Source organism: Microbacterium sp. STN6, assembly GCF_026410545.1.
GTDB lineage: Bacteria > Actinomycetota > Actinomycetes > Actinomycetales > Microbacteriaceae > Root112D2.
In genome coordinates this window covers 605,165-621,507 of record NZ_JAPMIT010000003.1, presented here as the reverse complement: position 1 = coordinate 621,507, position 16,343 = coordinate 605,165, and the positions used below count along the sequence as shown (strand labels likewise).

The window sequence follows — 16,343 nt, the reverse complement described above, 5'->3', positions numbered from 1 at the left end:
GACATGCTGTTCACGCTGAGCGGATGGGCCCGGCCAATTCGCCGCCGGGCCCATCCGCCGCCGTGCTACTTGACGGGCTTCAGATTCATCAGGATCATCGGCGCACTCGCCTGCGTGGGCTGGGAGGCCGCGTAGGGGTTGTCCTTCGTGGGCCAGCCCGTCCAGTACTTGGTGCTGAACTCAGCGCCAAGGGGGCCGGCCGCCATCGGAATGGCCGGCACCTGCTCCACGAAGATCTTCTCGATCTTGTTCAGGTCGTCCTGACGAGCTGACGCATCCGGGTTCACGGCGTAGTCGGCGAGCAGCGTGGTCGCCTGGGGGCTGTCGAACCGGCCGAAGTTCCACGATGCGGCCTCGCCGAGTGGCTTGAGCTGCGTGCCGTCCATGATGTTGGAGTAGATGTCCCACGGGGTGGCCCCGGTGTTGGTCCAGTGCAGCGTCGCCTGGAAGTCACCGGCGCCGACCGCGGTGGTCCACGAATCCACGGTCGGCGTCTCGACCGAGGATTCGACGCCGATCTTCGCCAGGTTGTCAGACATGATCTGCAGCGATGCCAGGTAGTCGGACCAGCCGGCCGGGTCGATGAACGTGACCTTCACGGGGTTGCCGCTCGGGTCGATCAGCTTGTCGCTCTTCCAGGTGTAGCCGGCCTCGGTCAGCACCTTCTTGGCGCCCGCGACATCAACCGTTGCCTTCTTTCCCTTGTACTCGGGCGCCGTGAAGGCGTCGCCCGCGGGGGAAGGCAGCCCGGTCACGGTGTCGACCAGGCCCTTGAAGCCGGAGTAGCCCTGCGTGTGCACGGCCTCGCGATCGATCACCATGTTGGCGGCCTGACGCATGGCAACGTTGTTGAACGGTGCCTTCTGCGTGTTCAGGAAGAGCGCGTCGATGCCGAGCCCGGTGGGCTGGTACGAGTTGTTGGTCTTGCTCTTACTGACGTACGTCTTCTCGATGTCGGGAATGAACACGTAGCTCCACTGCGACGCGCCGCTGAGCAGCGCGGTCAGCTGGGCGTTGTTGTCGGTGTACGACGTGTAGCGAAGCTCGGGCACCGGCGGCTTACCGCCCCAGTACGAATTGTTGCGCTCGAGTGTCACGACCTGCTGGCTCCACGTTTTCAGCGTGTACGGGCCGGTGCCGACGGGCTTCTGGTTCGTGTTCTTCGTCGGGTCTGAGATCTTCGACCAGATGTGCTCCGGCACGATCCACGTTCCCAGCACCTTGGTCTGGTTGAGCAGCTGCGACGAGTCGAAGGTCGCCGTCACGGTGTCGCCGCTGACCGAGATGTCCTTGTACGGAATCGCATTGCCGTTGAGAGCGGGCGTGTCCTTGATCAGCTTGAGCGTGTACGCAATGTCCTTGGCCGTGAACGGCTTGCCGTCTGACCACTTGACGCCGTCTCGTGCCGTGATGGCGACCGACGTGAAGTCGTCGTTCCACTTCCACGACTTGGCCAGCCACGGCTTGGGATCCTTGGCGGGCTGCGTGGGGTTCCACTGGGTCAGCGGTTCGTAGATCACCCAGGCGTACCCGAGTGAGGACGCCGCCGACGTCGCCATGAACGGGTTGCTGTTGTTGGTCTGGGGTCCGTTCGGCATGCCGATGGTGAGCGGATGCTCAGAACCACCTCCGCTCGATCCCGAGCTGGAGCAGCCTGTGAAGGTGGCCGCGAGCGCAACCGCCGCGACGCTGACGGCGATCTTCGCCATCACTCTGTTCTTCATGTGTGCCTCCTTGCACGTCAAGCCCACGCGGGCGCTTACCTATTTCAGTGATGCACCGGGACCTGCCGCTTCGGCCATGTCCACGATGGCCTCGAGCGGCAGGTCACGACTCGAACGCCCCGCATGCACCCGGTAGGTGCCCGAGACGAACTTCCAGGAGTGAGACGCGACGTCCCACGTTTCAAACGAGCGGCGAGGGATGCGCACGCGCACGCGCGTGGCCTGGCCGGGTGCAGCGTCGGCCTGCCCGAAACCGGCGAGCCAGCGCACGGGGCGGTGTGCGGCATCCGCTGGGTCTGCGAGGTAGACCTGCACGGTGGCGCGTCCGGTGCGCTCGCCCGTGTTGGCGATCTCGACCTCGACGACGAATTCGTCGCCTCGCCGCGCGTCGCGCTGCCAGCCGACGGGGGTCAGCTCGCGAAAATCCCAGGTGGTGTAGCCGAGGCCGAAGCCGAACTCGCGGGCGGGCGTGCGGCCCAGGCGGTCCCAGCCGCGGTGGCCGACATGCACGCCCTCGGCGTAGTCGACGATGCCGTTCACGGGCACGGCGTCGGGCACGGGGCAGTCGGCGAGGTGCGCGGGCAGGGTCCAGGGCAGACGGCCGCTCGGCTCGGTGCGGCCGAGCAGGGCATCGGCCAGGCCGTTGCCGGCCTCCTGGCCGGGCAGCCACCACCAGAGCACGGCCGCGACGTCGTCGAGCCACGGCAGCTCAACCGGGCCGCCGGCGTTGACGACGACGACCGTGCGGGGGTTGGCCTCGGCGACTCGGCGCACGAGCTCGTTCTGCCGCGCGGGCAGGTCGAGATCGGTGCGGTCCCAGCCCTCTGACTCGGTCTCCTCATTGGTGCCAACGATGACGATGGCCACGTCGGCGGCCCTCGCCGCCTCGACCGCCTCGGCGATCTCGCCATCCGTGTCGAGGGCGGTCGCCTCGTGCCGCAGGGCGAAACGCACGAAGGTGCCGTAGCCCTCGGCGTCGACGACCTGCACGTCGGCGTCGATCTCGACGACGACGGGTTCGCGCACCTCGTAGTCGCGGCCGGGCCCCTCGGGATGGTTGGCCGAGGAGTCGAGGATCACGTCGGATGAGGCGATGCGGCTGGATTCGGAGACGACCTCGCCGTCGAAGCGCACGGTGTGCGCGCCCGAGAGCCCGACCTCGAGGCGGTTGTGGCCGGTCTCGGTCAGGCGAACGCGGGCGCGGATGCGGGCGCGGCGGGCCTCGAGCGGCACGTGGCGGTTCCAGTCCTCACCGCCGTCGACCACGGCGGGGGCTCCGATCGGGGCGCCGTTCACGTCGAACAGCGCCAGCTCGTAGCCGGCGGCGCCGTCTGGCGTGGTGACCATGCCGGAGTCGATGCGCGGGACGTGGCGCCGGCCGGAGCCCCCGCGCACGAGGGTGAGCGCGGCATCCGGCAACGCGTCGCGCAACGCCTCGGCGGGCAGCGAGGCGTACGGCGCGTGCACGAACGCGCTGCCGCCGCCCTGGATGAAGGGCTCGACCGCATTCGGGCCGATGAGGGCGATGCTGTGCACGGCGGCCGGCTTCAGCGGCAGCGTGCCGTCGTTGCGCAGCACGACCGTGGAGCGGGCGACCGCCTCGCGCAGCAGGGCGCGGGTCTCGGCGCTCTCGTAGAGGCCGGCGGGCACGTCGCCGCGCGGGTCGCCCACACCCGGCACCGGCAGGCTCGGCCGGCCGATGGCGCCGACGCGACGGGCGAGGGTGAGGATGCGCTCCACCTTCTCATCGATCACGTCTTCGCTGACCTCGCCGGCCTCGACAGCGTCGAGCAGGTGCTGCTCCCAGGGGCCGCCGGGGCCGGGCATCACCAGGTCGAGGCCGCCGTTGGCCGACTCGACCGTGCTGCCCGTGGCGAGCCAGTCGCTGATCACGACGCCGTCGAAGCCCCATTCGCGCTTCAGCACGTCGACGACGAGGTGGCGGTGCTCGGTTGCGGGGGCGCTCTCGACGCCGTCGTCGACGCGGTTGTACGCCGCCATGACGCTCCACGCCCCGCCCTCGTGCACGACCGTCTCGAACGGAGCGAGGTACGCCTCGCGCAGTGTGCGCTCGTCGATGCGGGCCACGTAGTTCGTGCGGTCGGTCTCGGATTCGTTGCCCACGAAGTGCTTTACGCACATGCCGACGCCCTCGGCCTGAGCGGCGGCGACGTAGTCGGTCGCGATGCGCGCGGTCAGCAGCGGGTCCTCAGAGAAGCACTCGAAGTGGCGGCCGCCCACGGGCGTTCGCTGCAGGTTGACGACGGGCGCGAGCACCACGTCGATGTTCTTGCGGCGGGCCTCGCGGGCCACGAGGGTGCCGAGCCGGGCCGCGAGTGCCGGGTTCCAGGTGGCGGCGACGGCAGACGGGCTGGGCAGCTGTGCCGAGGGCGTGAGCTCCTCGTCAACGCCGCGCACCCCGATCGGTCCGTCTGAGACGACGACGGGCGCGAGGTCGAGAGAATCGAGGCCGTGCAGCGCCCACGGCGTGGCACCGGTCAGCAATCGCACGCGGTCAACGAGGGGCAACGAGCGGATGCCGGTGAGCCGCTGACTGCGGTCTGCGTCATCGATCGCGACCGGATCGGTGGCTGCGTGCATTCTGTTGCTCCAATGTGCGGCATCCTCGTTGAACCGCATGTCAGACTATAGACATACTTACAAACGAGTCAGTAAGTTTTGATGATCACGTTTTGGTAACAGCGTTGTAAGCATTTGATGATGCCGCTCAGCGGTACGATCAATCCGGCGGCGCCACCCAGCACCCAGGAGGCAGCACATGGCATCGAGGAATCGCAGCGTGCCCGCCGCTGATCGGGTAGCGAAACCGCAGGCACGCACGGCAGCCAAGCGCGTGAAGATCCTCGAGGCGGCCATGACCGTCTTCGGCACCCGCGGCTACAACAACGCCGCCCTCGCGGAGATCGCCGAGCAGGCGGGCATGACGCATGCCGGCGTGCTGCACCACTTCGGCAGCAAAGAGGGGCTCCTGGTCGCCGTACTCAAGTATCGCGACGGCGAGGCGATGGCCGGCGTGGCCGGGCGCGAGCAGGTGGAGGGACCGGCGTTCCTGCCGCACCTCACCGACACCGTGCGCGACAACATCAAGAGGCCCGGCGTCGTGCAGACCTATGCGGTGCTGTCTGCCGAGTCGGTGACCGACGGCCACCCGGCGCAGGAGTACTTCCGCGGCCGCATGGCGGGCCTGCGCATCAAGCTGCAGCGTGTCATCGGCATGACGACGGGCCGCGAGGTCGAAGACGACGACGTGCGTGACGCCGCGAGCGCCCTCATCGCCGTCATGGACGGCCTGCAGGTGCAGTGGCTGCTCGACCCGCAGGCGGTGGACATGCCGCGCACGCTCGCGCTCGTTCTCGACGAGCTCATCGAGCGGCTGGCGACGAACGAGCCTGCCCCGCCTGTCTCGGCTCGCGTCGACGGCGTGCTCAGCGTCGGCGCCGCGCAGGATGAGCCGCAAGCCTCCTAATCGGGTGTCGGAGACGCCATCAGGATTTCGGCGAGGAGCCTCTCCACCCGCTGCTTGATCTCGTCGCGGATCGGCCGCACCTCCTCGGCGGACAGGCCCGCCGGGTCATCGAGCTCCCAATCCTCGTAGCGCTTGCCCGGGAAGATCGGGCACGTGTCGCCGCAGCCCATCGTGATGACCACGTCAGACTCCTTGACGGCGCCCGTGGTCAGAACCTTCGGCACCTCTCGTCGGATGTCGACGCCCACTTCCGCCATCACCTGGATCGCGATCGGGTTGATCTGGTCCTTTGGCTCGGAACCGGCCGAGAGCACGTCGACCATTCCTCCGGAGAGCGCCTTCATGAACCCGGCGGCCATCTGTGAACGACCGGCGTTGTGCACGCACACGAAGAGCACGCTGGGCTTCTGCGTCAGCTGGTCCTCGCCTTCCTTCAGGAGCAGCACGAGCCAGCGCCCTCGCTCGAGCACACGCCGGCCTCGGGAAGCACGAGCGCCACGTTCGTCGCTGCGGCCATGTCGCCGGCCAGATACGCCGTGATCGATCGAACCTGCTCGTAGCCGGTGGCGAGCAGGAAGGTCGAGGCGCGCCCGTATGACTTCATCCCGGCCAGAAAGAAGTTCGGTTCGGGCTGCTGCAGCTCGCCGAATCCATGGGGCGCCACTGTGCCGCAGCTGTGCAGATTCGGGTCGATCAACGGGGCGAGACGCCTCGGCGCCTCGACGATCTCGTCGAGTTCGAGGCGGATCTCGCGCAGCATGTCGACGTTCGGGCGAAAGCCGGTGGCATTCACGACAACATCGGTGTCACGTTCCTCGAGCTCTCCGGCGCGGCGGCCGATCACGCGAACGCCCTCGGCGGTGCGCGCGAGTCGCTCGACTTCGAATCGATCGACCTGCTCGATCAGCCCCGCGGAGACCAGCCGCTCAACTCGAGAGCCGATAGCGGCCCTGGCCGGCAGCTCATCGTTCGACGATGACGACACCCGCACCGCACTGCTGTTGCGAATGAGCCACGTGATCGTCGTGTTGGGCGCCTCACGCTGCAAGGCTGCGAGGTTCAGCAGCGTATTGGCGGCGGAGTGCCCAGCACCGACGACAGTAGTGTGCCTGCCTGCGAAACGAGCGCGCTCACGGCCGAGGACGTCGGGGAGGGCGTGCGTGACGCGGTCGAGGACGTCGGGCAGGCCGAGCGGTTCGAGGCCGCTGGAGGCAAGGCTGTTCGGGTTGCGGTAGGTTCCAGATGCGTCGATCACCGCGCGCGCAACGACCTCGTTGACCTCGCCGGCGGCATCCGTCACGCGCAACAGGAACGGAGTGTCGGCGCGCTTCGCCGTACGAGTTCGATCCATCCCCTGCCGGCTCACGGCGTTGACGGTCGTGCCGGTGCGGATGCGCGAGGCGATCGCCGGAAGCTCCGAGAGAGGTCGCAGGTAGCTCTCGATCAGCTCAGCGCCGGTGGGCAGCACCTTGGGGTCCGGGGCGCGCCATTCCGTCTCCTCCAACAGCCGCCGCGATGCCGGATCGGTCGAGTGCCGCCACGGTGAGAAGAAGCGGATGTGCGCCCACTTCTCGACGCTGTCTGCGACGCCGCCCGCTTCGTAGATGACGAAGTCGATGCCTCGCTCCACCAGGTTGGCGGCGGCGGCCAGGCCGATTGGCCCCGCGCCGATGATCGCGACCGGCAGTCCGTCGAGACGGTTGCTTCGCACGACCGGGGCGGTCAGGTCGATGAGAGTCACGCTTCCTCCAAAACATCGAAGCTTGTCGATGCTCTGAGTGTGGCCGGTACATCGACGTTTGTCAATATAAGACTAGAGTGGCATCCATGAGGAACACCGAGTTGCTGCCCGCGACCGTTGCCGGCTCGTGCTGCGCACCGCCAATGCGGAAGACGCTGGGCGCGAAGGATGCCGAGTCGATGGCGGCTGCGCTCAAGGCGCTCTCTGATCCAACTCGCCTGCGACTGCTCTCGATCGTCGCGGCCGCCGCTGGCCAGGAAGCCTGCGTATGCGACCTCACCGGGCCTGTCGGGCTCAGCCAGCCCACTGTCTCGCACCACCTTAAGATCCTCATGGATGCCGGGTACCTCACTCGTACGAAGCGAGGCACCTGGGCGTACTACGCACTCGTGCCGGGGGCGCTCGATCGGGTCTCGCAGCTTCTCGCCACCGTATGAACTAGGCGTTTACGGCGCAGAATCGCTCACCCCGAGCGCGAAAACGGGCGCTCACCGTGAAGGTGAGCGCCCGCATCCGTGGTTTTCGTTCCTGCGGTGCAACCCGAGCGCGAATGCTCGGGCGCCTCCGCTTGAGCCAGCCTGTTACGCCTGCTCGGGCGCCTCGTCGGCGGCACCCAGGTCGCTGAGAATCTGGTCGCCCGGGTACGCGTTCGCGTAGACGGCCTCGATCTCGGCGCGACCGAGCATGTCGTCCATGCGGCGGCGGCGCTGCTTCGGGATCAGGGTGACGACGGTGCCCGGCTTGCCTGCGCGGCCCGTGCGGCCGGCGCGGTGCAGGTACGTCTTGTACTCGTCGGGGGCGTCGGCCTGGATCACGAGATCGATGTCATCGACATGGATGCCGCGCGCGGCGACATCCGTCGCGACCAGAACGCGCACCCGTCCGCTCGTCAGCAGCGCCAGGTTGCGCGTGCGGCGAGACTGGTTGAGGTCGCCGTGCAGGCTCGTTGAACGCACGCCGGCGTCTTCCAGCTGGTCGGCGAGCTGCTCGGCGTAGGCGCGTGTGCGGGAGAAGATCAGCGTCTTGCCCTCACGGTCGGCCAGCTGCTCGATGATCGCGGCCTTGTCGCGGTGCTCGACCACGAGAACGTGGTGGTCGATGGTCGAAGACGCCTGGTCTTCGCCCGCGACCTCGTGCACCGCCGGGCTCGGCAGGAACTCGTCGACCAGCTGCGCCACACCCTTGTCCAGGGTGGCCGAGAAGAGCAGCTTCTGCCCGCCGTCGGCCGTGTGGCGAAGGATGCGCTGCACCGGCTCGAGGAACCCGAGATCGCACATGTGGTCGGCCTCGTCGAGAACCGTGATGACGACCTCGCTGAGGTCGAGGCGGCCCTGTTCGATGAGGTCCTCGATGCGGCCGGGGGTGCCGATCACGATGTCGACGCCGCGCTGCAGGGCGCCCACCTGGCGGTGCTGCGGAACGCCGCCGTAGATCTGCGTCGTGAACAGGCCGACGCTACGCGCGATCGGCTGCACGGTGCGGTCGATCTGCAGAGCGAGCTCGCGCGTCGGGGCCAGGATGAGGGCGCGCGGTTTGCGGCCCAGCTGGCGCTTTCCGCCGGATTTGCCCTGTGCAGCCCACAGCGCCATGAGACGCTCGACCAGGGGGGCGCCGAACGCGATGGTCTTGCCGCTGCCGGTGCGGCCGCGGCCGAGCACGTCCTTGCCGGCGAGAACATCGGGGATCGTCGCCGCCTGAATCGGGAACGGGCTGGCGGCGCCGAGGTCGGCGAGCGCGCGCACGATGTTGCCACCGAGACCGAGGTCGCCGAAGCTCACACCCTCGACATCGGATGCCTCGATCGCCTCGGCCTCGAGGCGCTCGAGCACCACGTCGTCCTGCGCCGTGAAGCGCGGCTTGTCTTCGCGCGACGGGTAGAACGCGGAGTCGCTGCCGCCGGTGCGGGGGCGGTCGTCGTGGTTGCGACGCGGGCGATCGTTGTCGAAGTCGCGACGCGGGCGGTCGTTGCTGAAGTCGCGACGCGGCCGGTCGTTGTCGAAGTCGCGACGCGGGGCGCGGTCAAAGCTGCGCTGCGGGCGGTCGCCGCCGAAGTCGCGACGCGGAGCACGGTCGTCGAATGAACGACGGGGAGCGCGGTCGTTGTCGAAGTCACGGCGCGGGGCGCGGTCCCGGTCGAAGCTGCGCTGCGGACGGTCGTTACCGAAGTCGCGACGCGGAGCGCGGTCACCACGGTCGTCGTACGAACGCTGGGGGCGATCGTTGCTGTAGTCACGGCGCGGAGCGCGGTCGTCGCGATTCGGACGGTCACCATACGACGGGCGGTCGCCACGGTTCGGACGGTCACCATATGACGGGCGCTCGCCTCGATTCGGACGGTCGCCGTACGCGGGCCGGTCACCACGGTTCGGGCGGTCACCATACGCGGGACGCTCCCCACGATTCGGGCGGTCGCCATACGCGGGCCGGTCCCCACGGTTCGGGCGGTCGCCGTAGCTGCGCTCACCGCGGCCACCTCGATCTCCGTATGCGGGGCGATCGTTCGTGCCGCGCGGCTCCCAGTTGGGGCGGCGGTCGGTGCTGTGGCCGCCGGCGGCGCGAGCGGCGCGCTCCTCGGCGTTCCAGCGCTGCTTCTTGGGTGCACCGGTCTCGTCGGCGCGGAACCCGCGGTGTCCGGGGCTGCGGCTACCCGACTTGGGGCCGCCCTTCGCGCCGAAGCTCTTGTTGCCCGACGCGTTCGCGCCGTAGCTCTTCTTGCCTGTCGTCTTCTTGAAGTTGGGCATAGCGATATTTCTGGGTTGTGTTTAATTGCATGGCAGAACCCACGGCGGAAGTGCCGTGTCCTTGCAAGAACCCGCAGCAGTCATCGCTCGGGGCCGTTCACATACAGTGATCATTCGTGGTCACTGGCGCGGTACTCGCGCCTTCCACGAAACCGGCCCACCTGACTTACAAACCCATCCACGCACAGCGCGGTGTCAAGAGCCGACTTGGCTACATTACCCGATACCGCCTGAAAGCGCGCCTTGAAGCCGGATTCCGCAGGGAGCGGATGCACTCAGCGCTCGAAGCGGGTGGAGGCGGCGCCAGCCGCCGCATCCGCTATGGAGAGACGGATGCGCTCAGGGTGCGAGCTCGGCAGCTCGGGCAGAGCGTCGAGCGGGAACCAGCGCACATCGCTGTTCTCGTCGTCGCCGACCCGCGCCTCGCCCGAGACGTAGCGGCAGCGGAACACCAGGTCGAGGAACTGGCACCGGTCGCCGTTGCCGTACACGACGGGCTCCATCACGTGCACCCACACGAGGCTCTCGGCGACCGCGACGATGCCGGCCTCCTCGAGGACCTCGCGCTCGGCGGTCACCGCCGGCTCCTCGCCGGGCTCGCTGATGCCGGTGACGGGACTCCAGGCGTCGGTCTCGCGGCCACGCACGAGCAGCACCTCCGCCGACGCGCCCGAGCCTCGCAGCACGACGGCGGTGACGCCGGTCAGCCACAGCGGGTCGTGACCGATCTTCTCGCGCAGCGACACGATGTACTCGGGGGTCGGCATACGACGAGCCTAGGTGGGCGCGACTCGCCACCCCAACCGGGGGCACGGCGGCACTTGGCATCGCGCCCCATCGTGATCTAGCCTCATCTCACGTTCTCCACGAAGGCCGGCGGCCGCCGCGGCAGACGCCCCGCCCCGCCCGAAGGACCCCCGTGACACCCCGCCCGCTCGCCCCGCATCGTCGTGCCGACGACGCGGCTGCCGAGACGCCGCGCGGCCGAGGGATGCGCAGTCACGCCCGACGAGGCGCGGGCGGAGCAGTGCGCGGCGCATCCGTAGCGCTGGCGGCAGCCATGCTCGTTGCCACAGCGCTCAGCGGATGCCACGCCGCCGCCACCTCCGGTGCCGTCGCCGCGGGCGCGGAGGGCCGCCTCACTGCGGCTGGCGCCGAGCAGCCCAAGAACGCGATCCTCAGCGCGCCCGTCGCGCCCGGCGTGCACGTCACGGCGAACGTCGAATACGGCACGGCGGATGGGCAGCCGCTGCTGCTCGACGTATGCGCGCCGCCGCCACCGACGCCCGGAACCGAGTCGGCCGGCCCTGCCCCCGCCGTGATCTCGGTACACGGCGGCAGCTGGACCATGGGCGACAAGGCCGGCGCGAACTGGCGGGCGGTCTGCGAGTGGCTGGCGTCTGCGGGCTTCGTGACCTATTCGGTCGACTACCGGCTCGTGCCGCACGCGATCTTCCCGGCGGCCGTCGACGACGTGACGCAGGCGGTGCGCTGGGTGCGCGAGCCGGCGAACGCCGCCCGCTTCGGCATCGACCCCGCGCGCGTCGGCATTCTCGGCGGCTCGGCCGGTGCCAGCATCGCCTCACTAGTCGGCATGCGCGGCAGCGGGCCGACGACGAGCGGCGACCGCGTCAGCGCCGTCGTCGATCTCTCGGGCCCCATCGACCTGACCGCGGCAGGGCAGCGACTGGGGCATCCGGTGCCGTATGTGCCGCGAATCGAGCTCGCCTACCTCGGGTGCACGGCCTTCGACGCGTGCCCGCAGGCCCGAGCGGCGTCGGCCGTCTACGACGTCGACCCGAGCGACCCGCCCGTGTTCATCGCGCAGTCGTCGAACGAGCTGATTCCGCGGGAGCAGGGCGACGCGTTCGCTGCGGCGCTCGAGGCCGCGGGCGTGCGGCACAGCGTCACGACGGTGCCGGGGCACGGCCACTCGATCGAAATTCTGAGCGAGGCGATGCGCACCGACATCGCGGCGTTCCTGCACCGGGAACTGGGCTAGCGCGCGCTCCTAACCCGCGGTGCGGGCGGCGCGGCGCTCGCGGGCGCCCTCGACGAGGTTGTAGAGCGTCGGCAGCACGATGAGCGTCAGCAGCGTCGACGACACCAGGCCGCCGATCACGACGAGGGCGAGCGGCTGCGAGATGAACCCGCCGTGGCCCGTCACCCCGATGGCCATCGGCAGCAGCGCGAAGATGGTGGCGAGGGCCGTCATGAGGATGGGCCGGAGTCGCCTGGATGCCCCGTGTGCCACCGCATCCGGCACACTCATGCCCCGGCGCCGGTACTGGTTCACGAGGTCGACGAGCACGATCGCGTTCGTCACCACGATGCCGATGAGCATGAGCACGCCGATGAGCGAGGCCACGCCGAGCGGGATGCCCGAGAGAATCTGCAGCACAAGCGCGCCCGTCGCCGCGAACGGGATCGACACGAGCAGCAGCAGTGGCTGCCGCAACGACCGGAACGTCGCCACCATCACGATGTACACGATCAGGATGGCCGCGAGCAGCGCGACACCCAGCTGAGAGAAGGCGCTCGACTGGCTCGCCGACACTCCCCCGATCGTCGCGGTGGCGCCGGCAGGCAGGCTGGTCTCGTCAAGCGCCTTCTGCACGTCCGCGTTGGCGACCGTGAGGTTGTCGGTCGCGGGCGTCGCCGAGATGGCGGCGCTGCGCAGCCCCTTCTGGGTCGTGACGGTCGCCGGCCCCTTCGTGGTCTTCACGGTGGCGAGCGTGTCGAGCGCGACCGGCCCGCGTGCGGTCGGGATCGGCAGGGTTCGCAGGGCGTCGACGGTGGTCGGCGCATCCGGGTTCTCGATGTAGATCTTCAGCGTGCTCTCGTCGATCGCCACCGAGCCGACCGCGGTGGGCTGCATGGCCTGCGAGACGATGCGCCCCACCTGCACCTCGCTCAGCCCGCTCGCCGCGGCAGCCTCGCGGTCGACCGCCACCTGGATGAACGGCAGGGATGCGCTGAGGTTGCTCGAGGTCTGCTTGATCGAGTCGAGGCGGCTGACGGCATGATCAATCGCATCCGTCGCCGTGGTGAGAGCGGCTCGCGAGGTGGCCGTGACGTCGATCTCGATGTCGCTCGACGCGCCGAAGCCGCTCGATGACGACACCGTGACGTCCTTGCCACCGGGGGTGCTCTTCAGCTCCGTCTCGATGCGGTTCTGCAGGGCGAGCTGGTCGGCGCTCTTGTCGGTCGTCACCGAGTAGCTGATCGAGCCCTGGCCGCCGCCGGTGAACGCGTCACGCAACGCGCTTCCGCTCGAACCGATCGAGACCTGCACGGTCTTGACGCCCTTGGTCGACTGCAGCTTCTTCTCGATGGGTTTCGCTGCGGCATCCATGGCCTCAAGGCTCGTTCCCGGCGCCACCTTCTGGCTGAGGCTCAGCGTGTTCTGCCCCTCGCTGCCGAGGAAGTTCGTCTTCATGAGCGGCACGAGCGCGATGGTTCCGCCGAGCACGAGCACCGCGATGATCACGGTGACGGCCGAGTGCTTCAGGGTCCAGTGGATGATGGGCAGGTAGCCGCGCTGCAGGCGTGACGGATGCTCGAGCTCATCGTGCGCGGGAGTGGCCTCGACGTCGGTGACGAACTCTGCACCTGAGAGCTCCTCGTGCTTGCGCGCGCGAGGCGCGCGCAGGAACCAGTACGCGAGCACCGGCACGATCGTGAGCGCGACGAGCAGCGACGCCAGTAGGGCCATCGTCACGGTGAGCGCGAACGGCCGGAACAGCTCGCCCGTCACGTCGCCGACGAAGCTGATGGGCAGGAACACGGCCACGGTGGTGATGGTGGATGCCGTGATCGCCCCGGCAACCTCGCGCACCGCCCGCACCACGGTCGACGCCCGGTCGGCGCCGGCGACAAGGTGCCGCTTGATGTTCTCGATCACGACGATGGAGTCGTCCACCACGCGCCCGATCGCGATCGTCAGCGCGCCAAGCGTGATGATGTTGAGCGTGTAGCCGGTGGCCTGCATGCCGATGAACGTGATGAGCACGCTCGTCGGGATCGAGATGGCGGTGACGATGGTCGAGCGCACCGAGAGCAGGAAGATGAGGATCACGAGAACGGCGAAGCCAAGCCCGAGCAGGCCTTCCTCGGCGAGCGAGTCGATGGACTGCTCAATGAACGGCGCCTGATCGAAGACGACGTCGAAGGTAGCGCCGTGGCCCACCTTCTGCCTCAGGTCGCTCAGCTTCGCGGTCACCGCCTTCGACACGTCGACGGTGTTGGCGCTCGGCAGCTTGGTGACGGCGATCGTCAGGGCGGGCCTGCCGTCGACCCGGCTGAGCGAGGTCTTCGGGTCGTCGGTCAGGGAGACCTTCGCGACGTCGCCCATGGTGATTCCGGGGGCGAGCGGCAGCAGTGCGATGTCCTTCACCGAGTGCAGCTGCGCCCCCGATTGCACCGAGAGGGTCTTGCCGTCTTCCGTGATCTGGCCGCCGGGCACCAGCACGCCGTTCTGGGTGAGCGCGGTTCTGATCGCCGCCGTCGAAAGCCCGGATGCTGCCAGCTTCTGCGCATCCGGAACGATGGTGACGCGCTGCCCCGCGGCGCCGATGAGCTGCGCGTCGTTGACGCCGTCGACCTTCTTCAGCTCGGGCAGGGCGAGGCGGTTCAGCCGATCCGCGAGCTGCTTCGTCTGTTCGCCGCTCGTGACGGCCACCTGGATGACGGGCAGGTCGTCGATGCTGCCGCTGAGAACCTGCGGCTCGACCCCGTCTGGCAGGGTCGACTTGATGCGGTTGATGGCCTGGTCGAGCTTCTGCTCGGCGGTGGCGAGGTTGGTGCCGTACGTGAACTTGACCGTGATGAGCGACTGGTTGGTGCTGCTGACCGCCGACGTGCTGTCCAGGTCTGGCACGCCCTGGATGGCGGCCTCCACGGGCGTCGAGACGTCGTTGTTGACGACCTCCGGGGATGCGCCGGGGTAGCTCGTGACGATGGCGAGCTGCGGGAACTGGATGGAGGGCGCCAGCTCCTGCTTGAGGCTGGTGAGTGCGAGAGAGCCGAACACGGCCACGACGATGGTGACGAGCGCGATGAGAGCGCGGTTCTTCATGCTGAGGACGGCAAGAAAGTGCACACGCGATTATCGCATTGCAGTGTGTGCAGAAAGCTGAGCAGTCCCCAGCTTCAGACGACCGCGCCGAGTGCGGCCGCCTCGGGAACGCGGCGCCCGATGACGTTCGGCCAGGCGAGGGCCAGCGCGTCGACGGCACGCTCCACCTCGCCAGGCGTGCGCATGATCGGCACCCTCAGGTAACGCTCGAAGGCGCCGTCGATGCCGAAGCGGGGCCCCGCCGTGATGAGCAGCCCGTGCGCGCGCGCCGCCAGCACCAGCTGCGAGCTCACGGGCGCGCCGATGTTGACCCACGCGGCGAGCCCGCCCTCGATGCGAGGCACGTGCCAGTCGGGAAACCGGGCGGCGAGCTGGTTGCACACCGCGGCGCGGCCCGCGGCGAGCGCATCACGCCGCTCGGCGAGGATCTCGTCGAGCCGGGGCAGCAGGCGCGCGGTCAGCAGCTGTTCGAGGATCGGCGTGCCCAGGTCGATGCCCGCCCGAACAATGGCCAGCTGACGGATGACCGGGCGTTCCGCCCGGATCCACCCCACGCGCAGGCCGCCCCACATGGTCTTGCTCGCCGAGCCGATCAGCAGCACGGATGCCTGCTGGCCGCCCGCATAGGCGGTCAGCGGTTTCGGGCAGCTCGGCCGGTCGATGTCGAGTTCGGCCGGCGTTTCGTCCGCCACGACGAGGGTGCCCCGGCTCGCCGCCGCATCGATCAGCCGCTCGCGCTGCTCCGGTGACATCGTGCGACCCGTCGGGTTCTGGAAGTCCGGCATGACGTAGGCGAGCGCGGGGCTCGTGCGGCGAATCGCGGATTCGAGCGCGGGCATATCCCAGCCGTCGGGCGAGTCGGTCGTCACCGGCACCCCGACGAGCCGCGCGCCGGCAGCGTGCAGCGCTTCGTAGGCGTGCGGATACGTCGGCGCCTCGATGATCGCCCGGTCACCGCGGGTGAGGAACGTGCGGGCGACGAGCACGATCGCCTGCTGGGCGCCGACCGTGACCAGAATCTGCTCGGGATCGGTGGGCAGCCCTCTCTCCTCGTAGCGGCGCGCGATGGCCTCCCGCAGCACGGTGAGGCCTACAGGGTCGTAGCCGGTGTCGCCGAGGTACGCCGGCAGCTGCTCCGCGGCGGCCCGCGCCTCGGCGGCCAGCGCGCTCGGTGCCGGCAGCGCCGCCTTGGTGAAGTCGAGTGGTGCGCCCGCCGGCTCAGGCTGTTGCGCGCGCCCGGCCGCCGGCATCCGCGTCTGGGTGCCGGAGCCGCGCACGCTGTCGGCGAAGCCGAGCTCGCGAAGCCGCCGATACGCGGCGGCCACGGTGGTGCGGCTCACTTGCAGCTTCCCCGCCAGGTCGCGTTCGGCGGGCAGCCTCGTGCCGACGGCCACGCGGCCGTCGAGAACGAGAAGGCGGATGCGGTCGGCCAGCGCCTCGTAGACCGTGCCCGTCGAGCGCCACTCGCCGAGCAGTGAATCGAGCGCGCGGGCGGAAAGCGACGAGACCGACATAAGTCCACTCTACTGAGATTGGCCTCTTGATAGGAGTCCACTTCTGAAATTGGATTGTT

At 69.0% G+C, this 16,343-nt stretch carries 11 protein-coding genes; 3 read left to right on the top strand and 8 right to left on the bottom strand.

The features are described from left to right. Nucleotides 1-65 precede the first annotated feature (65 nt). Both OSC27_RS12015 and OSC27_RS12010 read right to left on the bottom strand, forming a co-directional pair. Nucleotides 66-1,724: an ABC transporter substrate-binding protein gene (locus OSC27_RS12015; protein WP_267181681.1), complete on the bottom strand. Its 1,659-nt coding sequence runs from the start codon at nt 1,722-1,724 to the stop codon at nt 66-68. Nucleotides 1,725-1,763: 39 nt separating this feature from the next. Beyond that, nucleotides 1,764-4,325 (bottom strand): beta-glucosidase family protein, encoded by a 2,562-nt coding sequence (locus OSC27_RS12010; RefSeq protein ID WP_267181680.1) that lies wholly within the window; start codon nt 4,323-4,325, stop codon nt 1,764-1,766. A gap of 178 nt (nt 4,326-4,503) precedes the next feature. On the opposite strand from OSC27_RS12010, the gene OSC27_RS12005 reads away from it, so the two are divergent. Next, a complete protein-coding gene (locus OSC27_RS12005; RefSeq protein WP_267181679.1) occupies nt 4,504-5,211 on the top strand; it encodes a TetR/AcrR family transcriptional regulator in 708 nt (235 codons plus the stop codon). Here OSC27_RS12005 and OSC27_RS12000 read toward each other — a convergent pair. Both OSC27_RS12000 and OSC27_RS11995 read right to left on the bottom strand, forming a co-directional pair. After that, nucleotides 5,208-5,627, bottom strand: a complete 420-nt coding sequence (locus OSC27_RS12000) for an arsenate reductase ArsC (protein ID WP_267181748.1) — start codon at nt 5,625-5,627, stop codon at nt 5,208-5,210. The two genes, OSC27_RS12005 and OSC27_RS12000, sit on opposite strands and share 4 nt — an antisense overlap. Nucleotides 5,628-5,644: 17 nt before the next feature. Then, on the bottom strand, nt 5,645-6,952 hold the full coding sequence (locus OSC27_RS11995; protein WP_267181678.1) for an NAD(P)-binding domain-containing protein: 1,308 nt from the start codon (nt 6,950-6,952) through the stop codon (nt 5,645-5,647). Between the two features lie 86 nt (nt 6,953-7,038). Between OSC27_RS11995 and OSC27_RS11990 the strand changes: the two genes are divergently transcribed. Next, nucleotides 7,039-7,389, top strand: coding sequence for an ArsR/SmtB family transcription factor (locus OSC27_RS11990; RefSeq protein ID WP_267181677.1), 351 nt, complete (start codon nt 7,039-7,041; stop codon nt 7,387-7,389). A 144-nt stretch (nt 7,390-7,533) separates the two neighbouring features. Here OSC27_RS11990 and OSC27_RS11985 read toward each other — a convergent pair whose 3' ends face one another. Then, on the bottom strand, nt 7,534-9,693 hold the full coding sequence (locus OSC27_RS11985) for a DEAD/DEAH box helicase (protein ID WP_267181676.1): 2,160 nt from the start codon (nt 9,691-9,693) through the stop codon (nt 7,534-7,536). Between the two features lie 275 nt (nt 9,694-9,968). Further along, complete coding sequence (locus OSC27_RS11980) at nt 9,969-10,460, bottom strand: NUDIX hydrolase (protein ID WP_267181675.1); 492 nt, start codon at nt 10,458-10,460, stop codon at nt 9,969-9,971. Between the two features lie 152 nt (nt 10,461-10,612). Here OSC27_RS11980 and OSC27_RS11975 point away from each other — a divergent pair, with 152 nt between their 5' ends. Further along, nucleotides 10,613-11,695, top strand: coding sequence for an alpha/beta hydrolase (locus tag OSC27_RS11975; RefSeq protein ID WP_267181674.1), 1,083 nt, complete (start codon nt 10,613-10,615; stop codon nt 11,693-11,695). 9 nt (nt 11,696-11,704) lie between these two features. Here the strand turns inward: OSC27_RS11975 and OSC27_RS11970 are convergent, their stop codons facing one another. After that, a complete protein-coding gene (locus tag OSC27_RS11970) occupies nt 11,705-14,794 on the bottom strand; it encodes an efflux RND transporter permease subunit (protein ID WP_267181673.1) in 3,090 nt (1,029 codons plus the stop codon). Nucleotides 14,795-14,844: 50 nt separating this feature from the next. Next, nucleotides 14,845-16,284 carry a PLP-dependent aminotransferase family protein gene (locus OSC27_RS11965; RefSeq protein ID WP_267181672.1) on the bottom strand — a complete coding sequence of 480 codons (1,440 nt, stop codon included), beginning with the start codon at nt 16,282-16,284 and terminating at the stop codon, nt 14,845-14,847. Nucleotides 16,285-16,343 lie beyond the last annotated feature (59 nt).